We start from the raw sequence: 21074 nt of genomic DNA on the forward strand, positions 1-21074 counted from the left end.
AGGTCCATGGTAGGCGGTCGAGCGGCAGGGCCCGGTGGCGGCGCGGATCAGGCGCTCTGGACGAACCAGATCTGATGCATCCGGTAGACCATCACGGCGATCGACAGGCAGGCGACGCCGAGGATCAGTGTGCTCCACCGACTCCGCTCGATCAGCGCCCAGAAGCCCGCGGCCAGCGGGAGCAGGAGCGCAGAGATGAGGTAGACGTAGTACTCCGGCAGGCTTCCGGAGGGCCGGTTGCCGACCAGCGGCGAGACGATCGCCACTGCGAGCTGCACGATGAGCAGCAGCTCGACGATCGCGGTCGCACCGACCGACACGTCCGACGGGCGGCGTCCGACGAGGCCGAGCACGAGGCAGAGCAGGCCGGCGGCGACGGCGATCCCGACCTGGAGGATCGTGAACCACTCGATCACGAGGCGGCCGTCCGCAGCTCCTCGGTTGGGAAGTTGACGACGCTTTTGAGCTGGGTGCCGCGGCGCTCGGCGAGCCCGATCAGCCTCTCCCCCGGCCCGACGGCGGCCAGCAGGCCCTTCACCCGTGCGACCTCCTCGGGGGCCGGGATGCGCTTGCCGTTGGCGAGGTCGACGGCCTCGCGGGACTCCAGGCGCAGCAGCGGGAAGAGCTCACCGGCGGCCGCGGCGGGCGGAAGCAGGGCGGCCGGGACGTCGAGCTCGTCGAGCGCACCCGCCCGAACGACGGTGAAGGGGCCGACAGCGGTCCGGCGCAGCACCGTCAGGTGGCCGCCGACGCCGAGCGCCGCTCCGAGATCGCGGGCGAGCGCGCGGATGTAGGTGCCGGAGGAGCAGGTGACGCGCACGTCGAGGTCGAGGAAGCCGTCGACCTCGCGCCGCGCCAGCACATCGAACGACGAGACCGTCACGGGACGTGCCTCGAGCACGACCTCCTCGCCGTCCCGGACTCGGGCGTAGGCACGGCGTCCGTCGACCTTGATCGCGCTCACGGTGCTGGGGATCTGCGCGATCTCGCCGGTGAGGGCGGCGACCGCGTCGACGACCGCCTCCGGGGCGAGCGCGGCGACGAGGGCGGGCTCTGCGGAGCCGAGCAGCTCGCCCTCGCGGTCGTCGGTCGTCGTGGAGGCGCCGAGGCGGATCGTCGCCTCATACTGCTTGTCGAGGCCGACGAGGTAGGTGAGCAGCCGGGTCGAGGGGCCGAGCCCCAGGATCATCAGGCCGGTCGCCATCGGATCGAGCGTCCCCGCGTGGCCGACCTTACGGGTGCCGGCTCGGCGACGCGTCCGCGAGACCAGGTCGTGACTGGTGATCCCCCCCGGCTTGTCCAGGAGGAGGATGCCATTCGGAGCCGACGACGCGGCGGGAGCCGTCGCTGCAACGGCGGCCGGGGCCGTCGGAGCCGGGCTGGGGGTCTCGAGCACGGGTGCGACGATACACCGGCGGATCGGGAGTCCCGTCGCGCGGCCGAGGGGGTGGACGCGGGCCGCTCTAGGCTGTCCGGATGAGGATCGCAGTACTCGGAGCGGGCGCCGTCGGCGGTACCGTCGCCGCTCTTCTCGACCGCGCAGGACACGACGTCGAGGTCACCGCCCGCGGGGAGCACCTCGCGGCGATCCGCCGCTCCGGCCTCCGCCTCGACGGCGCCTGGGGCGAGCACACCGCCTGGGTGCGCTGCGGTGAGACCCTCGATCTCGCTCCCGAGCTCGCCGTCGTCTGCACCAAGGCCCAGGACGCGGAGGACGCGCTGCGGGCGAACCGCCGGACCGTCGACGGCACGCTCGTGGTCGTCGTGCAGAACGGCCTCGACGGCCTCCAGGCCGCGGCACGGCAGGTCCGCGACGCACGGCTCGTCGGCGCGCTGGCGCTCTTCGCCGCGAGCCACCTCGAACCCGGCCGGGTCAGCGTGACCGCCGCGGCCCTCACGACTCTCGGCGTCCCCGGTCGGCCGGCCGACGACGACGTGCGCCGCGCGGCGGTCGTGCTGGGCGAGGCGATCCCGACCGAGACGACCGACGACTTCGTCGGCGCTCAGTGGACCAAGCTCCTGATCAACGAGGTCAACGCACTCCCCGCCATCACCGGGCTCTCGGTCCAGGAGACGGTGGCCGACCCGGGGCTCCGCCGCGTCCTCGCCCGGGCACTGCGGGAGGCGGCGCGCACCGGGATCGCGGCCGGCGTGCGCTTCGGCACGCTGCAGGGGCTCTCTCACGGCTCCATCCGCGCGCTGGCCGCCGCGCCGCTCCCCGTCGTGGAGCTACTCCCCCGCCGGATGGCCGCAGGCATGGGCGAGGTGCCGAATCCGGGATCGACCCTGCAGAGCATCCGCCGCGGTGTGCCGAGCGAGATCGACCACCTGGCCGGAGCTGTCGTCCGCACCGCGGAGCGCGGCGGGCGGGAGGCCCGGGTCAATCAGCTGCTGGTCGAGCTCGTCCACGAGGTCGAGCGCACGGGCGTCTTCCTTCCTCCCGCCGATGTCGTGCGGCGGGCCGCACTGGTCTGAGCCGTGAGCGCGCCGAGGTCGAGACGCACCGAAGCGCTCCTTCGCGGCCGGATCACGCTCGGTCGCGCACGCCTGACCTCAGCAGGAGTCGGCGAAGAGCCTGCGCGGCTGCTCGGGGTCGCGGATGTCGACCAAGATCGTGGCCAGCCGGCGGGGATCCGTGCTCGCCCGGTAGGCCGCGTCGACCGGCGGCTCTTGCGTGTCGAGCCGGATGCTCGTGCTCCACGCGCCGCGCAGCTCGGGCCGCAGCGCGAACTCGCCGTCCACCAGGAGCACCGCATCCTGGCCGGCCGTGCGCCAGCAGGCCTGCCGCGCCTCGTCGCGCACCGAGTCGAAGCCCGCCAACACGAAGCCGGTGCTGCCGCCCAGCCTGAACGGGTCGAGAAGCACTCGACGAAGCAGCTCGTAGTCGTAGCGGCCGCTGTAGGCGCGCTGCTCCTCGGGCACCGACGGATCGTCCCGCTCCAGACGCGGCCGATGGAAGTCGGCGAGGTGCGCGACGATCGCGTCGTGGCCGGCGCGCCGCAACGCCTCCGCCAGCTCGAGGGCGAACACCCCGCTCACCGCGGGGTCATCGCCGTCGACGCCGACCGCGACCCGGCCACGCCCGTAGTTGTGCAGCACCTCCGCTGCAAGAGCGTCGAGCACATCGGCCTTCTGCGGAGCCCACCTGGTCATCCGCCCACGATACGCGCCAGCGCCTAGTGTGGTCTGATGCCCTCCGCCGCCCTCGCCGACGTGATCGTCGACTGGTTCCGCACGAGCGCACGCGATCTGCCCTGGCGCCGCGACGGCTTCCCCGCCTGGGGAACGCTGGTCAGCGAGTTCATGCTCCAGCAGACCCCGGTCGTCCGGGTCGTCCCGCGCCTCGCCGACTGGCTGGAGCGCTGGCCGACGCCCTCCGCCCTGGCCGCGGTTCCGCCCGGCGAGGCGGTGCGCGCCTGGCAGTCGCTCGGCTATCCGCGCCGTGCCCTCCGCCTGCACGCCTGTGCCGTGGCGATCGCCCAGGAGCACGGCGACGTGGTCCCCGACGACGTCGACACCCTCCTCGCCCTGCCAGGAATCGGCGACTACACGGCTCGCGCTATCGCCGTCTTCGCCTACGGCCGCCGGCACCCGGTCGTCGACACCAACGTCCGCCGCGTGATCGCCCGCGCGGTCGACGGAGCAGCCGAGCCCGGCCCTCCCCGCGCGAAGGCCGACCTGGCGGCGATGGCCGCACTCCTTCCCGAGCCTCTACCCGAGGCGGCGGCATTCAACGCCGGGATGATGGAGCTCGGCGCGGTCGTCTGCACGGCTCGCGCTCCGCGCTGCGACGAGTGCCCGATCCGCCACCTCTGCCGATGGCGCGCCGACGGCTACCCGGAGCACACCGGTCCGGTGAAGGCGCCGCAGAAGCGGTTTGAGGGCTCCGACCGCCAAGTGCGCGGCCTCATCCTCGCGGAGCTCCGCGCCGCGCACGCCCCCGTGACCGCCGCGGAGGTGGAGTCGCTCTGGCCCGATGCGCAGCAGCGCCGCCGCGCCCTCGCAGGCCTGCTGGCCGACGGGCTCGCGACCGGCGACCCGGTCGACGGATACCTCCTCCCCGGCGCCTGAGCGCTGCGACTGTCGGAGCCGCCGGGTAGGGTCGGCGCCGTGACCGGTCGCCGCCTCCGCCTCCCCCGCCCCGACGACGACGTCGACCGCGCCCTCGCGGCCGTGCGGGTCGCGATCGACCTGCCCGGTGCGTTCCCGGCCGAGGCGCTGGCCGAGGCGGAGCACGCCGACGCGAACGCGGAGGACGGCGGCCGCAGCGATCGCACGGATCTGCCGTTCGTCACGATCGACCCGCCGGGCTCCCTCGACCTCGACCAGGCGCTGCATCTCGAGCGCACCACGGACGGCGTCGTCCTCCGCTACGCGATCGCCGACGTCCCGGCGGTCGTCCACTCGGGCGGTGCGCTCGACGCCGAGGCCCGACGCCGTGGTCAGACCGTCTACCTCCCCGACGGGCGGATCCCGCTGCATCCCGCCGTGCTCTCCGAGGGCACCGCCTCGCTCCTGCCCGACGTCCGGCGACGTGCCCTGGTCTGGACGCTGACACTCGATGAGCGCGCCGAGCCGCGTTCCGTGCGCCTCGAGCGCTCGCTCGTCCGCAGCGTCGCACGCCTCGACTACGGAGCAGTGCAGCGCAGCGTCGAGGCAGGCGAGCCGCATCCCTCGATCGCCTTGCTCGCCTGGTTCGGGCGCGAGCGCCTCGCCCGCGAAGCAGAGCGCGGAGGCGCGAGCCTGACCCTCCCCGAGGAGGAGATCGTCGCGGTCGGCGGCGGCTACCGAGTGGAGCGCCGAGCGCCGCTGGCGGTCGAGGCCTGGAACGCCCAGGTCTCGCTCCTGACCGGGATGGTCGCCGCGAGGATGATGCTCGGCGCGGGAGTCGGAATCCTGCGCACGATGCCCGCCGCGGATCCCGAGACCGTCGCCGCGTTCCGCGCCAGGGCCGCCGCCCTCGGTACCCCCTGGCCGACGGAGGAACCCTACGGCGCCTACCTGCGCCGTCTCGACACGGGCGACCCGGCGCAGCTGGCGGTGATGCACGCCGCCGCGACCCTGTTCCGCGGAGCCGGCTACACCGCGTTCGACGGGACACCTCCCGAACACCCCGCGCAGTCCGCGCTCGCCGCGCCCTACGCTCACGTCACGGCGCCGCTGCGGCGCCTGGTCGACCGTTTCGGCCTCGCCGTCTGCCTCGCGGTCTCCAACGGAGACGCGGTGCCCGACGGGCTGCGCGCCGCGCTCCCCGGGCTGCCCCCGCTCCTCGCGGCGAGCGACCGGCGCGCCGGTGCCGCCTCGCGAGCAGCCACGGCGATCGTCGAGGCCGCCATCCTCCGCGGCCGCGAGGGCGCCTCCTTCACCGGAGTCGTCGTCTCGTCGGGCCGGAACCGCTCGGCCGTGCAGCTGCTCGAGCCCGAGATCACGGTCGACGTGCAGGCCCCGCTCCTGCCGGGAGCCCGCGTCGTCGTCGTCCTGGAGTCGGTCGACGTCGCCACGGGCTCCGCGGTGTTCGGGCTCAGCGCCTAGTCCTCGTCCTCGCGCGGCTTCACGTACGGGTCGGCCTCGCCTGCGTAGTCCGCCTGGGCAGCGAGCGACTGCACCTGCGAGTCCTGGCTGCGTGCGGCGGCGAGGAGCTCCTCGATGTGCTGGGCGTTCTCGGGGAGCGCATCAAGGATGAACTCGAGCGACGGTGTCAGCCGCGCGGTGATGTTCTTGCCGACCTCGGTGCGCAGCATGCCGGTGGCGGCCTTGAGGGCCGCAGCCGAGTCGGCGCGCTCCTCGTCGGTGCCGTACACCGTGTAGAACACGGAGGCGTGCTGCAGGTCACCGGTCACCTGGACATCGGTGATGGTGACGAAGCCGAGCCGCGGATCGCGGAGTCCGCGCTCGAGCCGCTTGGCGACGATCACCTGGATACGTTCGGCGAGCTTCCTCGCCCGTGCCGGATCTGCCATGGCTGGTCCTCACATCTCTCTCGACGAACCGTTGGGCTCGTCATCTAATCACGTGGTCCACCCGGCCTGCCGGGCGCGATGGCGGGAGGGGGCGGGCGGGAGGGGTGCCGCGTCGCAGCCCCCTCCCGGCCCTCCCCTGCACCGGCCGGGAACCCGGGGAAAGGCGGAAGGCCCGGGCGGACCCGGGCCTTCCAGTGGAGCAGGATCAGCCTCGCGGCTTCTCCTTCATCTCGATCGTCTCGATCTCGTCGCCGATCTGGATGTCGTTGTACTTGCCGAGACCGATACCGGCCTCGTAGTCCGTGCGGACCTCCGTGACGTCGTCCTTGAAGCGACGCAGCGACTCGATGGCGAGGTTGTCGCCGACGACGACGCCATCGCGGATGACGCGCGCCTTCGAGTTGCGGGTGATCGTGCCGGAGCGGACGATGACACCCGCGATGTTGCCGAACTTCGAGGAGCGGAACACCTCGCGGATCTCGGCGACACCGGACTGGACCTCCTCGAACTCGGGCTTGAGCATGCCCGTGAGCGAGTTCTCGACCTCTTCGATCGCGTTGTAGATGACCGAGTAGAAGCGGATGTCCACTCCCTCTCGAGCTGCGCGCTCGCGGGCCTTCGGGTCGGGGCGGACGTTGAAGCCCACGATGATCGCGTTGTCGATCGTCGCGAGGTTGACGTCCGACTCCGTGATCGCACCGACACCGCGGTGGATGATGCGCAGCTGCACCGAGTCGTCGACCTCGATCTTGACGAGCGACTCCTCCAGCGCCTCGACGGCACCGGACACGTCGCCCTTGATGATGAGGTTGAGCGACTCGACCTTGCCTTCCTCGAGGGCGCGGGTGAAGTCCTCCAGCGAGATGCGCTTGCGGGCCTTGGCCAGCAGGGCGTTGCGCTGAGCGGCTTCGCGCTTCTCGGCGATCTGGCGTGCCGTGCGGTCCTCCTCGGTGACGAGGAAGGTGTCGCCGGCGCGAGGCACGGACGAGAGTCCCTGCACCTGCACCGGTCGCGACGGCACGGCCTCGAGGACGGCGTTGCCGTTCTCGTCGGCCATAGCACGGACCCGACCGTAGGCCGTTCCCGCGACGATCGCATCGCCGACGCGCAGCGTTCCCGACTGGATGAGGACGGTCGCGACCGCACCGCGTCCCTTGTCGAGCTTCGCCTCGATCGCGACCCCGCGTGCCTCCTTGTTCGGGTTGGCGCGCAGGTCGAGCCCCGCGTCGGCGGTGAGCAGCACGGCGTCCAGGAGGTCCTGGATGCCGGTGTTCGCCCGCGCCGACACGTCGACGAACATGACGTCTCCGCCGTACTCCTCGGCGACCAGACCGAACTCGGTGAGCTGCTGGCGCACCTTCGCAGGGTTGGCGTCGGGCTTGTCCACCTTGTTGACCGCGACCACGATCGGGACGTTGGCCGCCTGGGCATGGTTCAGCGCCTCGATCGTCTGCGGCATGATGCCGTCGTCCGCCGCGACCACGAGGATCGCGATGTCCGTCACCTGGGCACCGCGGGCTCGCATGGCGGTGAACGCCTCGTGACCCGGGGTGTCGATGAAGGTGATGGGGCGCTCGATGCCCTCGTGCTCGGCGACGACCTGGTACGCACCGATGTGCTGCGTGATGCCGCCCGCCTCGCCTGCGACGACGTTGGCGTTGCGGATCGCGTCGAGCAGCCGTGTCTTTCCGTGGTCGACGTGACCCATGACGGTGACGACGGGGGGACGGATCTCGAGGTCCTCGTCCGTCTCGTCGTCGAGCTCCTGCTCGAGGTCGAGACCGAAGCCCTCGAGGAGCTCCTTGTCCTCGTCCTCGGGCGAGACGACCTGGATCTTGAAGCCCAGCTCGGAGCCGAGCACCTCGAAGGTCGCCTCGTCGAGCGACTCGGTCGCCGTCGCCATCTCGCCGAGGGCGAAGAGGACGGTGACCAGGTTGCCGGGGGGCACCGGCACGCCGGTCATGGCCTCGATCTTGTCGGCGAAGTCCGAGATCGACGCGCCGCGGCGCAGACGGATGATCGTCTTGCCGTCACCGCGGGGAACGCTGACGCCGCCGAGCGACGGAGCCTCCCTGAGCTCGAACTCCTGACGCTTCGTGCGCTTGGACTTCCGGGCCTTGCTCTTGCCGCCACCGCGGCCGAAGGCACCCGCGGTTCCGCCGCCGGGGCCACGACCGCGACCGCCGCCGCCACCCGGACGCGGGGCGAAGCCGCCGCCGGCACCGGGAGCGCCGCCGGGACGCTGGAAGCCGCCGCCACCCGGACGACCGGCACCGCCGGGACGGCCGGCACCGCCACCGGGACCGCCGGGACGCTGGCCGAAGCCGGCGGGGCGCTGGCCCATGCCGGGCCCGCCGGGTCGGGGCGCGCCGGGGCGCGGAGCAGCGGGGCGGGGGATGTTGCCCGGGGTCGGACGTGATCCCATGCCCTGCGAGCTGGCGAAGGGGTTGTTGCCGGGGCGCGGGGCGGCCGGACGCTGACCCATGCCCTGGTTGCTGGCGAAGGGGTTGTTCCCGGGGCGGGGGGTGCCGCCGGGGCGGTTGGAGCCTCCGGACGCGCCACCGGGGCGCGGGGGGTTGGCGGCGGGAGCCGGACGCGGGGTCACAGGCTTGGGCCCACCGGGGGTCGGGCCCGCTGCCTTTTTGTCGGCGGCGGCCTCGGCCGCCGGGGCCTCGGCCGGAGCCGGAGCCGCGGGTGCCTCAGGAGCGTCCTTGGCGGCCTGGGCGCGCTGGGCGGCCGCGGCCTCCTGAGCGGCCTGAGCCTGAGCCTGACGTTCGGCGACCGACATCGGCGGAGCCGGCGCCGGGGCGGGCGGCTTGGCCGGGCCGGGCGTCGGCGCGGAGGGACGCGAGCCCGAAGGGCGCGGAGCCCCCGGGCGGGCGGGGGTGGAGGGGGTCGTCGGGGTCGACGACGCCCCCGCGCCGGATCCGCCCTGGCCCTGGAGGGCCTCGCGGAGCTTGCGGGCGACGGGGGGTTCGATGCTCGAGGACGGTCCCTTGACGAACTCGCCGAGCTCCTTCAACTTCGCAAGTGCGACCTTGCTATCGACACCGAGCTCGGATGCGATCTCGTGTACGCGTGGTTTTGCCACTTCTCTCCTGTCTTGGGCCTGCACCCAAGACGGGGGCAGGCGTCACGAACGGACGGGTCTCATGTCGAGCCGCTCATCAGTCTTCGCTCATGATCAGTTCACGGGCCGTTCTGCCTGTTCTCTATGGTGTGATCGTGCGCTGCTCCGGCCCCTCCGGATGAGGAACCGAGCCGGTCCGAACGCGCATGACGTACTGCTCCAGCTCGCTCGCGTCCACGCTCTCGCGCGTCCGGAACGCCCTGCCGAACGCGCGGCGCTTGACCGCGAGCCCGTAGCAGTCGGCTGAGTCGTGGAGCCACGCTCCCCGACCAGGACGAACGGCACGCGGGTCTACCGCGAGGACGTTCGAGTGGAGGACGAGCCTCAGAAGAGAGGCCCGGGGGGCGCGCAGACGGCAGCCGACGCACGTTCTGACGGGACTCACTCTACTCCCTCGTCCGGACGAGCGCTTCCCCGCGTGGCCGTTGGCCGGGGATCACTCCCCGTCCATCACCGAATCGGGCTGGATGTCGATCTTGGCACCGGTGAGCTTCGCGGCGAGTCGAGCGTTCTGCCCCTCCTTGCCGATGGCGAGCGAGAGCTGGTAGTCCGGGACCAGCGCGCGCACGGCCTTGAGGCCCTGATCGATCACGAAGGCGCTGGTCACCTTGGCGGGCGAGAGGGCGCTGGCGACGAAGGTCGGCAGGTCGGAGGAGTAGTCGACGATGTCGATCTTCTCGTTGTTGAGCTCGGCGGTCACCGCGCGCACGCGCTGGCCGAGTTCGCCGATGCAGGCGCCCTTGGCGTTGACGCCGGGCTCGGTCGCGCGCACGGCGATCTTGGTGCGGTGTCCAGCCTCGCGGGCGAGCGAGACGATCTCGACCACGCCGGAAGCGATCTCGGGCACCTCCAGGGCGAACAGCTTGCGCACCAGCGATGGGTGGGTGCGCGAGACCTGGACCGAGGGTCCCTTCGCCCCGCGGCCGACGCTCGTCACGTAGACGCGGATACGACGCCCGTGGCTGTAATCCTCGCCGGGAACCTGTTCTTCGGGCGAGAGGATCGCCTCGATGGAGCCGAGGTCGACGTGGATCATCCGCGGGTTCGGGCCCTGCTGGATGACGCCGGCGACGATGTCGCCCTCGCGACCCTTGAACTCGCCGAGCACGTGCTCGTCGGCAATGTCGCGCAGGCGCTGGTTGATGACCTGCTTCGCGGCGAAGGCGGCGATGCGGCCGAAGTCGCGCGGCGAGTCCTCGGCCTCGCCCACGACGGCGCCCTCGTCGTCGTACTCGGGCACGAAGACCGAGACGTGGCCGGTCTTGCGGTCGAGGTGCACGCGTGCGGAGACGGCTGTCGACTTGTCGGCGTCGTCCGCCTGGCCGATGTGCTTGAGGTAGGCGGTGAGGATCGCCTGCTCGATGATCTGCACGAGTTCCTCGAAGGGGATCTCGCGCTCGCGCTCCATGAGTCGCAGAACGCTCAGGTCGATGTCCACGGGCGGGCCTTTCTCTCTATTCACTTGGCTGCCGCGGTGGTGACCGCGGTCGTGCGTCGGTGGGGTGCTCGCACCCGGATCAGCCCTCAAGGGTACCCGACGCGGACGCACGGTCCACCCGCGTCTCGGATGCGCACGGCGGAACGGGAGGAGGGACAAGCGACGTCATGAAAGATCCGACAGGATGCGCCTGGTGTGGCCTCAGAGAAAACGTCGGGGGTCAGGAATCGCTCCTGACCCCCCACGTTCCCTATAAGGGCTAGTCTTCTCCACCTTGTGGATTGCAGGAGGCGGCGATCGTCGCAGCGAGTCCGACGTCGGGTCGGTTGTTGTCGAGGTTCCAGCTCTCCTTGCCCACGGTGGAGCTACGGCCGAGGAAGTGACAGCTGAAGTGGTCGTGGAGGTTGTTGTGATCCAGTCGAGACCGATCGCCTTTCTCCAGGGCTTCTCCCCAGGCGGCCTCGTTGGCTTCGGGGCCTACGGCAATCTGGTCGCGTCCGTAGTCCGTGGGATACACCTGCGCGGTGGGTCCCCATTGCGGGTCGCCTGGTACCCACGTGACGTGATCGATGAGGTTTCGACCGAACCACGGGTCCGCGACCACAGGGAAGGCGATATCGGGTTGAGAAAGGTCGACGATCTGAGTGAGTGTCGTGCCAGTGACGTCGTAATGGGTAGGAATACTCGTTCCGTTCGCGTCGCGGGCCCAGCGGCCTTCATCCGCTCCAGAGGCCGGCGACGTCGAGCACGCTGCCTGCGCCGCTGCCATTGGCGTGCAAGGTCGAGCCGACAGGCAGATCGAGGTTGTATCTGTAGGCGTGACGTCGGTCGCATCGGTGACCGAGAAGAGCTGACGCGCGTGAGGCCCTGGTGTCACGCTCCAGCGAGAGCAGTGGTGGAGCGGACACGGGTGGTCGGGTCCTGCCGCCGCGCCCGACGCAGCGAAACGACCGCGCTGGCCACCACGGTGACGAAACCGGCGACGCTGAGAGCGAAGGCCGCAGTCAGCGCGATGCTGAGAGAGTCGGGCACGGAGCGGCTGGCGTCGCTGAGATCGAATGCCTGCCCTCAGACATCGAAGGCGTAGATCGCGCTGGACACCCACACCACTGACGCGACACCGGCCACCCAGGTCCACGCCCACCGGTGCGTGGCGCGACAGCTGATCGCAGCGGCGACGATCGCGCTCGCGATCACCGCTACGACCGCGAGTATCAGAAGAGGTACGAAGACGGCGCCGGCGAGGAGGCTCACTGCGCTCACCGCCGCGCCGATCTGGAGGGTCTTCTTCACCTGATCGTGTGAAGCATTCATTCAGCCACTCGCATTCCGAAAAAGGTCGACATGACCCTCACCCGCCCCTGGTCGTTCGCGGTGGGCAACGGTCGCTTCGTGGTCTGGTCTACACATGCAGAAGCGGCATGGTCAACGCTGCCCCGCCGCTCACCTGGCTCGAACAGGCCTCGAGCGGCGTGACGAAAAGGCGCGAAGAGTTCCTCCGACGTGAGTGGAAGCGTCATCTGTGCCGTTCAGAATCCAGAAGCCCTGACGGCCCCGGCTTCGTGGCGCCCATCGTTCGCGAGACACCGGAACGACGACGAGCCGCGCCGCGGCACGGCGCGGATCAAGAGGGACCGCCTGTGCGGGCAGCGGCTCGGGAGACGAAAGCGGAACGGCAGGAGAGCCCCCGCCGCGCGCCCGGTAGGGCGGCGGCGAAGGCTCTCGCAGGGTGTTACGCGCCCAGGCGGGCCAGCGCCTCGGCGACCGGGAGCTGCTCGCGCTCGCCGGAGCGGCGGTCCCAGAGCTCGACGATCCCGTCGGCGGCACCGCGCCCGGCGATGACGATCACCGGCACGCCGATCAGCTCGGCGTCGCCGAACTTGACGCCCGGGGACACCTTCGGGCGGTCGTCGATCAGCACGTCGCGGCCGGCCGCCTCCAGGGAGGCGCCCACCGACTCCGCCAGCTCGAGCGCCGCCGCGTCCTTGCCGGTCGCGATCACGTGCACGTCGAAGGGCGCGACGTTCGCAGGCCAGAGCAGTCCGCGCTCGTCGTGGGTGCTCTCGGCGATGATCGCGAGGATGCGCGTCACGCCGATGCCGTAGGAGCCCATCGTGACGGTGACGAGCTTGCCGTTCTCGTCGAGCACCTTCAGGCCCAGGACCTCGGCGTACTTGCGGCCGAGCTGGAAGACGTGGCCGATCTCCATGCCGCGGGCGGTCTCGATCGGGCCGGAGCCGTCGGGTGCCTCATCGCCGGTGCGCACCTCCGCGACCTCGACGGTGCCGTCCGCGTGGAAGTCACGTCCCGCCAGCAGGTCGAGGACGTGCTGACCGGAGACGTTGGCCCCGGTGATCCAGGCGGTGCCGTCGACCACACGCGGGTCGAGCAGGTAGCGGACACCGGTGGCCGATTCCTCACCCAGGACCGCGCCCTCGGACGACCAGGGTCCGATGTAGCCCTTGACCAGGCCGGGGTGCTTCGCGAAGTCCTCGGCCGTGGCGGCCTCGACCTCGGCGGGAGCGAAGGCGACCTCGGCACGCTTGAGGTCGACGTCGCGGTCGCCGGGAAGGCCCACGATGACGAGCTCGCGGGTGCCGTCGAGGGCGGTGAGCGCCAGGACGACGTTCTTGAGCGTGTCGCCGGCAGTCCAGGCACGGCCATCGGTGCGGGGCTGAGTCGCGTTCGCGAGGTCGACCAGGGTCTGGATCGTCGGGGTGTCGGGAGAGTCGAAGACGCGCGCCTCCGGCCGGCCCTCGACGGGGCTCGCCTCGGGCACAGGGGTGCGATAGGCCTCGACGTTCGCCGCGTAGCCGCCGGCCGACCGCACGAAGGTGTCCTCGCCGACGGGGGTGGGGTGCAGGAACTCCTCGCTGCGCGAACCGCCCATCGCCCCCGCATCGGCCTGCACGATCACGTACTCCAGGCCCAGGCGCGCGAAGATCCGCTCGTAGGCGTCGCGCTGGCGCTGGTAGCTCGCGTCGAGTCCCGCGTCGGTGTAGTCGAAGGAGTAGGCGTCCTTCATCGTGAACTCGCGGCCGCGCAGGAGGCCGGCGCGGGGCCGCGCCTCATCGCGGTACTTGTCCTGGATCTGGTAGATCGACAGGGGCAAATCCTTGTACGAGGAGTAGAGGTCCTTCACGAGTAGCGTGAAGAACTCCTCATGGGTCGGCGCCAGCATGTAGTCGGCGTCCTTGCGGTCCTTCAGACGGAAGACGCCGTCGCCGTACTCGGTCCAGCGTCCCGTGAGCTCGTAGGGCTCGCGGGGCAGGAGTGCGGGGAAGTGGACCTCCTGAGCGCCGGCCGCCTCCATCTCCTCGTGGAGGATCCGCTCGATGCGCCGCTTCACCCGCAGGCCCAGCGGCAGCCAGGCGAAGACGCCGGGCGCCTGGCGCCTGATGTAGCCCGCGCGTACGAGGAGGCGGTGGCCCGCGACCTCGGCGTCGGCCGGGTCCTCCCGGAGGGTTCGGACGAACAGATGCGAGAGACGGGTGACCACGAGGGACGATCCTATCCGCAGTCCTCCCCCGGCCCGCGAGTCGGGAGGCCGCTCGGCCGGGGACGCCTCAGCCGGGGATGCGCGAGAAGACGACCGCGCCACGCGTGCCGTCGAGCACGACGTCGTCGGGCGTGCCGCCGAGGGTGATCGGAGCGGAGAGCAGCGCGCGAAGGCGGATGCCTGCCGGACTCGGCGTGTCCGAGCAGGTGTCCGAGCCGGTCACCTCGTCGGAGGGCACGAGCACGGTCCCTTCGATCCGGTACGAGGCTCTCAGCACGAGGCAGTCGGTCCCCACGACGAGGGTCGGCTCACCAGCCACCCGCTCCGATCGCAGCCGCACCCGGGCATCCTCCACCCAGGCCGAGTAGGGAGTCTCGCCCTCGGCGGCGGTCAGCACCCAACCGTCACAGCCGAACGGATCCTGAGCGGTGCGGAGGTCGACGCAGTCGTCGCTCAGCGGTGCCGGCGTGCTGCGCAGCGCCGCGACTCCGGAGGCGACCAGCGTCACGGCAACGACGCCGAACGCGAGGAGCAGAGCGGGCCTGACCACGCCGATCCGCCCCGCACCGACTCAGTTGGCGCCGACGGTGACGACCGGGGCGCCGGTCGACGTGTCATCGGCGGGCATCTCGGCCGCGAGACGGTTCGCCTCCTCGATGAGGGTCTGCACGATCTCGGCCTCCGGCACGGTCTTGATGACCTCTCCCTTGACGAAGATCTGGCCCTTGCCGTTGCCGGAGGCGACGCCCAGATCGGCCTCGCGGGCCTCGCCCGGGCCGTTGACGACGCAGCCCATGACGGCGACGCGCAGCGGAACGCTCATGCCCTCGAGGCCGGCGGTGACGTCGTTGGCGAGCGTGTACACATCGACCTGCGCGCGGCCGCAGCTCGGGCACGAGACGATCTCGAGCTTGCGCTCGCGGAGGTTGAGCGACTGCAGGATCTGCAGGCCGACCTTCACCTCCTGGGCAGGCGGGGCCGAGAGGGACACGCGGATGGTGTCGCCGATGCCCTCGCCGAGCAGGATGCCGAACGCGGTGGCCGACTTGATGGTGCCCTGGAACTCGGGGCCGGCCTCCGTGACGCCGAGGTGCAGCGGCCAGTCGCCGCGCTCGGCGAGCTGGCGGTAGGCCTTCACCATGACGACCGGGTCGTTGTGCTTGACCGAGATCTTGAAATCGTGGAAGTCGTGCTCCTCGAACAGGCTCGCCTCCCACACGGCGCTCTCGACGAGGGCCTCGGGGGTGGGCTTACCGTACTTCTGCAGGATGCTCGGCTCGAGCGAGCCGGCGTTGACGCCGATGCGGATCGAGACGCCTGCGGCTTTCGCGGCCGCGGCGATCTTGCCGACCTGGTCGTCGAACTTGCGGATGTTGCCGGGATTGACCCGGACCGCGGCACAGCCGGCGTCGATCGCGGCGTAGACGTAGTTCGGCTGGAAGTGGATGTCGGCGATGACCGGGATCTGGCTCTTCTTCGCGATGATCGGCAGCGCCTCCGCGTCGTCGCGGCTCGGCACCGCCACGCGGACGATGTCGCAGCCGGACGCGGTCAGCTCGGCGATCTGCTGGAGGGTCGCGTTGATGTTCGTCGTCGGCGTGGTGCACATCGACTGGACGCTGACCTGCGCGTCACCGCCCACGAGCACCTTGCCCACCTTGATCTGGCGGGACTTGCGGCGGGGGGCGAGGGTCATGGGGACCTTGGGAAGACCCAGATTCACTGCTGGCACGCGCCCCATCGTACGCGCGCGGAGCGACCCTCCGACCGCTCGCCGGGTCTTCCCAGCCGCGGCCCGTGCCGAGGGAACCCCTGGCCCCGGCGGGAGCCGGTCCGCACCACAGCGGGCGGGTGGGCCTCACTCCAGCCGACGAGCCCGGGACACCCCGGCCGCGGCGAACGGTCGAATCACGTCTCGCGATCCGCCGAGTCGAACGCGACCCGCTCGACAGGACACAGCGCCTCCGGATGCCGACCGCCGGACGTCGTGCAGGGATTGTCGTGCGGACTAGAACAGCGTGATCGGCTTGACGATGTCGGCGTAGATGAGGAGGGCGCTCATGCCGCCGAGCACGAGCACGACGATGTAGGTCAGCGGGAGCAGGCGTGCGATGTCGACAGGCCCGGGGTCGCGGCGGCCGAAGAGTTTAGCGATGCGACGGCGGAGCCCCTCCCAGAGGGCGCCGGCGATATGGCCGCCGTCCATCGGCAGCAGAGGCACCAGGTTGAACACCAGCAGCGCGACGTTGAGCGAGGCGAGGACACCGACCATCGTCTGCACCTTCGAGACGATCGGCAGCTGGTCGGAGGCGGCGATCTCGCCCGCGATCCGGCCGACTCCGACGACGCTGATCGGACCGTTGGCATCGCGCGCCTCCGTGCCGAAGGCGGCCTGAGCGACGTCGATCAGGCGCTGCGGAAGGTTGAGGATCACGTGGGCGACGCTGGTGATGTTCTGCCACACCGTTCCGGGCACCGCGGTGATGGGCTGCCGGGCGAGCTCCGAGGTGGGTGAGATCCCGATGAAGCCGACAGTCTGCGTCTCGACGGCTCCGGAAGCGTCGGTGACGGGGTTTCCGGCGGAGTCGGTCACCGCGACCTCGTTCTCGGCCGGGGTGATCGAGAGGGTCAGCGACGCACCGTCTCGCTCGACGGCGACGCTCAGCGGCACGCCCGCCGAGCGCTGGATGATCGGGGTGAGGTCGTTCCAGGTGCCGACCGGCGTGCCGTCGATCGCCGTGATCGTGTCCCCGGGCAGGAGCCCTGCCGCGGCGCCGGGGGCGAGCGGGTCGTCGGCAGTGCAGGTCGCGGTGGCGCGCTGCGACTCGGGGACCACGCACTGCGAGACCGACGCGAGCGTGCTGGTGCTCTGCGCAACTCCGATGCCGCAGAGCAGGACCGTGAAGAGGACCGTCGCGATCAGGAGGTTCATGAAGGGACCCCCCGCCATGACGATGACGCGCTTCCAGACGGGGAGCAGGTAGAAGGCGCGGTGCTCCTCCCCCTCACCGATCGTCTCCGCGCTCGCGGCGCGGGCTTCGTCGATCAGCGTCGGACGGCCTGCGGTGCGCTTCTCGGACGACTGGTAGCCGACGCCCTGGAACAGCCCAACCGGCGACTCCGTGATCGGATCGCCCGCATGCTTCGGCGGGTACATGCCGATCATGGCGATGTAGCCCCCCAACGGAAGCGCTTTCACGCCGTACTCCGTCTCGCCACGGCGGCGCGAGAAGATCGTGGGCCCGAATCCGATCATGTACTGGGTGACCTTGACGCCGAACAGCTTCGCGGGCACGAGATGCCCGACCTCATGCAGCGCGATCGAGAGGGCGACACCGATGGCGATGATGACGACGCCGAGGACGAAGAGCAGCACGGATTCCACCGACACACTGTAGGCCGGAGCCGCCCGCGCCCGCTGGGGCGCGCCTGCACGAACCCGATGAGCCCGCCGGTCAGGTTCCAGCGATCCGCGCGTCCGCCGCGCGCCGTGCCCATTCTTCGGCAGCGGCCAACGACTGGCGGGTCAGCGCGCCGTCGACGGCGTGCGCGTCGACCACGGCCTCCACCGTCGCGAGGATGTCGAGGTAGCCGATCCGGCCGGCGTGGAAGGCCTGCACGGCCTGCTCGTTCGCCGCATTGAAGACGGCCGGGTAGGAGGCGCCGGCCTCGCCGACGCGCTTGGCGAGGCGGACCGCGGGGAACGCCTCCTCGTCGAGTGGCTCGAACGTCCAGCTGTGCGAGCGGGTCCAGTCGAGTGGTGCACCGACACCGGCCACGCGGTGCGGCCAGTCGAGGCCGAGCGAGATCGGGAGGCGCATGTCCGGCGGCGACGCCTGCGCGATCGTCGAGCCGTCCACGTACTCGACCATCGAGTGGATCACCGACTGCGGATGCACGGTGACGTCGATCCGGTGATAGGGCACGTCGAAGAGCAGGTGCGCCTCGATCACTTCGAGGCCCTTGTTGACCAGGGTCGAGGAGTTGGTGGTGACGACCAGGCCCATGTCCCAGGTGGGGTGCGCGAGAGCCTCGGCCGGAGTGACGTCGCGGAGGGACCCGCGGTCGCGTCCGCGGAACGGTCCCCCCGAGGCTGTCAGCACCAGGCGCCGCACCTCGCGGTGGGCTCCGGCGAGCAGGGCCTGCGCGATCGCCGAGTGCTCGGAGTCGACGGGCACGATCTGTCCCGGCGCCGCCAGCGAGGTGACCAGCTCGCCGCCGACGATCAGCGACTCCTTGTTGGCCAGGGCGAGCGTGCGCCCCTCCTCGAGCGCCGCGAGCGTCGGGCCGAGGCCGACCGAGCCCGTGATGCCGTTGAGCACCACGTCCGCCTCGACCGAGCGGATCAGCTGCTCCGCCTCGTCGGCCCCGAAAGCCGTGTGCTCGACGCCGAACGCAGCGGCTTGCTCGGCGACGACCGGCCGGTTCGACCCGGCCGCGAGCCCCACGACCTCGAACCGGTCGAGGTTCGCACCGATCACGTCGAGGGCCTGCGTGCCGATGGAGCCGGTGGAGCCGAGGATGATGACCCTGCGCATCCGCCCATCCTGGCACGACGGGCGGAGCGGAACCGGGTGAGCGGGATCCGGTCAGGTGATGGCGAGGATGTCGATCACGAACACGAGGGTGTCTGTCCCACTGATCCCGGCCTGCTGGTTGCCGGCGTCGCCGTAGCCCTTGGCGGGCGGGATGGTCACGATCACCTGCGAGCCGACGGTCTGGCCGACCAGCGCCTCCTTGAAGCCCTCGATCACCGCGCCGGTGCCGAGGGACGCCGGGGCGGGCTTCCCCCAGCTCTGGTCGAAGACCTCTCCGCTGCCCCAGATGACGCCCTGGTACTGCACGATCAGCTGGTCGCCGTCGGCGACGGTCGCTCCGGAGCCCTTCTTCAGCACAGCGAGCTGGAGGTCGGCGGGCGGGTCGGTCGAGGGGATGGAGACCGTCGGCGCGCCGTCGTCGGCGAGCGCCACGGTCGGCAACCCGTCCACTGGGGCCTGCGGCTCGCCGTCGGCCGCGGTCGGCACGATCTGCTCGACGTCGATGACCATCACGATCGAATCGGCTGCGGTGATGCCGAAATCACTCTGCCCGGCATCGCCGAATGCATCGGCCGGGGGCACGACCGCGACCACGCGCGAGCCGACGGTCGCGCAGTTCACCGCCTTCACCAGTCCGGCGAGGTACTGGTCGGCGTCGACCGTGAACGCGGCGCGACCGCCAGGAGCGTAGCTGCTGGCCGAGAACTCCGCGCCGCTCGTGCCGTTGTAGAGGGTGTAGTCCACAAGCACGATGTCGCCCTCGGCGACCTCGGCGCCGGTGCCCTCGACGGCGACCGAGCGCTCGGTGGTGTCGACGGTCATCGGGCTCGGAAAGACGGTGACGGGCTTGGTCGCGAAATCGCCGCTCGTCTGCACCGCGGCGGTCGCCTCCCCCTCGCTCGCGCAGCCCAGCGGAGTCGCGGAGGCGGACGGCGCCGCGTCGGGCGCTCCCGGAGTGCACGCCGCCAGGCTCAGGGAGGCGCCGAGGACGGCGAGGATCGCGAGGGTTCTGCGCACGGAGGCACCTTTCCTGACCGGCTGCTACCGGGGACGTTCGGGGGTCGCCGTCCATCCTGGGGGACACGCCTCGGGAGGTCCTGGACGCCGAGCCGGGCGCGTCGGCTCCAGTCAGTACGGTGAAGGCTCGCCTAGCATCGGGGATATGCGTGAATTCTCGGTCCCCCAGTCCCGAGAGCTCGTCACCGAGCTCCCCGGCCCGCGCTCCGTCGCCCTGCAGGAGCGCCGCGTCGCCAGCGTCTCCCGCGGCGCCGGGACGCTCGCCAACATCTACATGGACCATGCCTCGGGCGCGGTCCTGGTCGACGTCGACGGCAACCGCCTGATCGACCTGGGCTGCGGCATCGGCGTGACCACCATCGGCCACGCCCACCCGGCGGTCGCCGCCGCGGCAGCCGCGCAGGCCGAGAAGCTGACGCACACCCTCTTCACCGTCACTCCCTACGAGAACTACGTGAAGGTCGCCGAGAAGCTCGCCGAGATCACCCCCGGGGACTTCGAGAAGCACTCGATCCTGGTCAACTCCGGCGCCGAGGCCGTCGAGAACGCGGTCAAGATCGCCCGGAAATTCACCGGCCGGCGCGCGATCGCGACGCTCGACCACGCCTTCCACGGCCGCACGAACCTGACTATGGCGATGACGTACCGCCCCTGGCCGGAGCGCGCCGGCATGGGCCCCTTCCCCGGGGAGATCTACAGCCTCCCGATCAGCTACCCCTTCCGCGATCCCGAGGGCATGACGGGCGAGGCGGCGGCGGAGCGCACGATCGACTACATCACGACCCACATCGGCGCCCAGGAGCTGGCCGCCCTCTTCGTCGAGCCGATCCAGGGCGATGGCGGCATCATCATCCCTGCACCGGGCTACTTCCGCCGACTCTCCGAGTTCTGCACCGAGAACGGCATCGTCTTCGTCGCCGACGAGATCCAGGCCGGCATCGCCCGCACCGGCAGGTGGTACTCGATCGAGCACCACGGGGTCGTCCCCGACCTGATCACCACCGCCAAGGGCATCGCCGGCGGCTTCCCGCTGGCCGCTGTCACCGGTCGCGCCGAGATCATGGACGCCGTGCAGCCCGGGGGCATCGGGGGCACGTTCGGCGGCAACCCCGTCTCGACCGCCGCGGCCCTGGCCACCTTCGAGGCAATCGAGTCGGAGGGGCTGCTCGAGGAGGCGCAGCGCGTCGAGCGCGCGCTCCAGGCGCGCATCGGCGACTGGGCCGAGCGCTTCGCGGTGGTCGGCGAGGTGCGCGGAAAGGGTGCGATGTGGGGCGTCGAGCTCGTGCACCCCGGCACGAAGCGGCAGAACCCGGAGGCGCTCACCGCAATCCTGAAGCACGCCACCACGAACGGCGTCATCGTCCTCGATGCCGGCAGCTGGGACAGTGTCCTGCGCATCATGCCGAGCGTGGTCATCAGCGAGGAGCTGATCGACGACGCCGCGACGGTGATCGAGGAGGCGCTCGCGCAGCTGGGCTGATCCGGGAAGCGC

20 protein-coding genes are annotated in these 21074 nt (G+C 71.1%); 4 read left to right on the forward strand and 16 right to left on the reverse strand.

Going from position 1 to position 21074, the window contains the following annotated elements; translation table 11 throughout:
• Positions 1-47: 47 nt before the first annotated feature.
• Both GSU10_RS09300 and truB read right to left on the reverse strand, forming a co-directional pair.
• A complete protein-coding gene (locus GSU10_RS09300; RefSeq protein WP_068212047.1) occupies positions 48-416 on the reverse strand; it encodes a hypothetical protein in 369 nt (122 codons plus the stop codon).
• Positions 413-1396 (reverse strand): tRNA pseudouridine(55) synthase TruB, encoded by a 984-nt coding sequence (truB, locus tag GSU10_RS09305; RefSeq protein ID WP_082845206.1) that lies wholly within the window; start codon positions 1394-1396, stop codon positions 413-415. Before truB ends, GSU10_RS09300 begins: the two co-directional genes overlap by 4 nt.
• 80 nt (positions 1397-1476) lie before the next feature.
• Between truB and GSU10_RS09310 the strand changes: the two genes are divergently transcribed.
• Complete coding sequence (locus GSU10_RS09310; RefSeq protein WP_068212045.1) at positions 1477-2475, forward strand: ketopantoate reductase family protein; 999 nt, start codon at positions 1477-1479, stop codon at positions 2473-2475.
• A 78-nt stretch (positions 2476-2553) separates the two neighbouring features.
• On the opposite strand, the gene GSU10_RS09315 is transcribed toward GSU10_RS09310, so the two are convergent.
• Positions 2554-3153: a nucleoside/nucleotide kinase family protein gene (locus tag GSU10_RS09315; protein WP_132504128.1), complete on the reverse strand. Its 600-nt coding sequence runs from the start codon at positions 3151-3153 to the stop codon at positions 2554-2556.
• A 36-nt stretch (positions 3154-3189) separates the two neighbouring features.
• Between GSU10_RS09315 and GSU10_RS09320 the strand changes: the two genes are divergently transcribed.
• Both GSU10_RS09320 and GSU10_RS09325 read left to right on the forward strand, forming a co-directional pair.
• The gene (locus GSU10_RS09320; RefSeq protein WP_068212040.1) at positions 3190-4071 is read left to right on the forward strand and encodes an HhH-GPD family protein; all 882 of its coding nucleotides are present in this window, start codon (positions 3190-3192) and stop codon (positions 4069-4071) included.
• 39 nt (positions 4072-4110) lie between these two features.
• Positions 4111-5532 carry a ribonuclease catalytic domain-containing protein gene (locus GSU10_RS09325; RefSeq protein WP_132504125.1) on the forward strand — a complete coding sequence of 474 codons (1422 nt, stop codon included), beginning with the start codon at positions 4111-4113 and terminating at the stop codon, positions 5530-5532.
• Here GSU10_RS09325 and rbfA read toward each other — a convergent pair.
• The 13 genes from rbfA to GSU10_RS09390 all read right to left on the reverse strand — a co-directional run bounded on the left by rbfA (position 5529) and on the right by GSU10_RS09390 (position 19582).
• Entirely contained in the window at positions 5529-5960 is a 432-nt protein-coding gene (rbfA, locus tag GSU10_RS09330) for a 30S ribosome-binding factor RbfA (RefSeq protein WP_068213513.1), read from the reverse strand. The two genes, GSU10_RS09325 and rbfA, sit on opposite strands and share 4 nt — an antisense overlap.
• Positions 5961-6165: 205 nt before the next feature.
• Positions 6166-9051, reverse strand: a complete 2886-nt coding sequence (infB, locus tag GSU10_RS09335) for a translation initiation factor IF-2 (RefSeq protein WP_132504123.1) — start codon at positions 9049-9051, stop codon at positions 6166-6168.
• 121 nt (positions 9052-9172) lie between these two features.
• A complete protein-coding gene (locus tag GSU10_RS09340) occupies positions 9173-9475 on the reverse strand; it encodes a YlxR family protein (RefSeq protein ID WP_082844959.1) in 303 nt (100 codons plus the stop codon).
• 51 nt (positions 9476-9526) lie between these two features.
• Positions 9527-10528, reverse strand: a complete 1002-nt coding sequence (gene nusA / locus GSU10_RS09345; protein WP_068208356.1) for a transcription termination factor NusA — start codon at positions 10526-10528, stop codon at positions 9527-9529.
• A gap of 259 nt (positions 10529-10787) precedes the next feature.
• Positions 10788-11297, reverse strand: coding sequence for a DUF2599 domain-containing protein (locus GSU10_RS09350; RefSeq protein WP_082844960.1), 510 nt, complete (start codon positions 11295-11297; stop codon positions 10788-10790).
• A 104-nt stretch (positions 11298-11401) separates the two neighbouring features.
• Positions 11402-11560, reverse strand: coding sequence for a hypothetical protein (locus GSU10_RS09355; RefSeq protein ID WP_158286059.1), 159 nt, complete (start codon positions 11558-11560; stop codon positions 11402-11404).
• Between the two features lie 36 nt (positions 11561-11596).
• Entirely contained in the window at positions 11597-11842 is a 246-nt protein-coding gene (locus GSU10_RS09360) for a hypothetical protein (protein ID WP_132504121.1), read from the reverse strand.
• 418 nt (positions 11843-12260) lie between these two features.
• Positions 12261-14027, reverse strand: a complete 1767-nt coding sequence (locus tag GSU10_RS09365; RefSeq protein WP_132504119.1) for a proline--tRNA ligase — start codon at positions 14025-14027, stop codon at positions 12261-12263.
• Between the two features lie 67 nt (positions 14028-14094).
• The gene (locus GSU10_RS09370) at positions 14095-14577 is read right to left on the reverse strand and encodes a hypothetical protein (protein ID WP_068208362.1); all 483 of its coding nucleotides are present in this window, start codon (positions 14575-14577) and stop codon (positions 14095-14097) included.
• A gap of 21 nt (positions 14578-14598) precedes the next feature.
• The gene (gene ispG / locus GSU10_RS09375) at positions 14599-15759 is read right to left on the reverse strand and encodes a flavodoxin-dependent (E)-4-hydroxy-3-methylbut-2-enyl-diphosphate synthase (protein ID WP_173244694.1); all 1161 of its coding nucleotides are present in this window, start codon (positions 15757-15759) and stop codon (positions 14599-14601) included.
• Positions 15760-16035: 276 nt separating this feature from the next.
• Complete coding sequence (locus GSU10_RS09380; protein WP_241972875.1) at positions 16036-17412, reverse strand: M50 family metallopeptidase; 1377 nt, start codon at positions 17410-17412, stop codon at positions 16036-16038.
• Between the two features lie 70 nt (positions 17413-17482).
• A complete protein-coding gene (locus GSU10_RS09385; protein WP_068208368.1) occupies positions 17483-18565 on the reverse strand; it encodes a 1-deoxy-D-xylulose-5-phosphate reductoisomerase in 1083 nt (360 codons plus the stop codon).
• 51 nt (positions 18566-18616) lie between these two features.
• Positions 18617-19582: an FKBP-type peptidyl-prolyl cis-trans isomerase gene (locus GSU10_RS09390; protein ID WP_068208371.1), complete on the reverse strand. Its 966-nt coding sequence runs from the start codon at positions 19580-19582 to the stop codon at positions 18617-18619.
• A 136-nt stretch (positions 19583-19718) separates the two neighbouring features.
• Between GSU10_RS09390 and GSU10_RS09395 the strand changes: the two genes are divergently transcribed.
• A complete protein-coding gene (locus GSU10_RS09395; protein WP_132504405.1) occupies positions 19719-21062 on the forward strand; it encodes an aminotransferase class III-fold pyridoxal phosphate-dependent enzyme in 1344 nt (447 codons plus the stop codon).
• Positions 21063-21074: the final 12 nt, after the last annotated feature.

Origin of the sequence: Rathayibacter tanaceti, from assembly GCF_009834165.1 — a bacterium.
Classification (GTDB): Bacteria; Actinomycetota; Actinomycetes; order Actinomycetales; family Microbacteriaceae; genus Rathayibacter; species Rathayibacter tanaceti.

Bases quoted from the DNA above. Each gene is read 5' to 3' on its own strand.
- GSU10_RS09310 (WP_068212045.1), top strand. From the start codon at position 1,477: ATGAGGATCGCAGTACTCGGAGCGGGCGCCGTCGGCGGTACCGTCGCC.
- GSU10_RS09315 (WP_132504128.1), bottom strand. From the start codon at position 3,153: ATGACCAGGTGGGCTCCGCAGAAGGCCGATGTGCTCGACGCTCTTGCA.
- GSU10_RS09320 (WP_068212040.1), top strand. From the start codon at position 3,190: ATGCCCTCCGCCGCCCTCGCCGACGTGATCGTCGACTGGTTCCGCACG.
- rbfA (WP_068213513.1), bottom strand. From the start codon at position 5,960: ATGGCAGATCCGGCACGGGCGAGGAAGCTCGCCGAACGTATCCAGGTG.
- GSU10_RS09350 (WP_082844960.1), bottom strand. From the start codon at position 11,297: ATGGCAGCGGCGCAGGCAGCGTGCTCGACGTCGCCGGCCTCTGGAGCG.
- GSU10_RS09360 (WP_132504121.1), bottom strand. From the start codon at position 11,842: ATGAATGCTTCACACGATCAGGTGAAGAAGACCCTCCAGATCGGCGCG.
- GSU10_RS09385 (WP_068208368.1), bottom strand. From the start codon at position 18,565: ATGCGCAGGGTCATCATCCTCGGCTCCACCGGCTCCATCGGCACGCAG.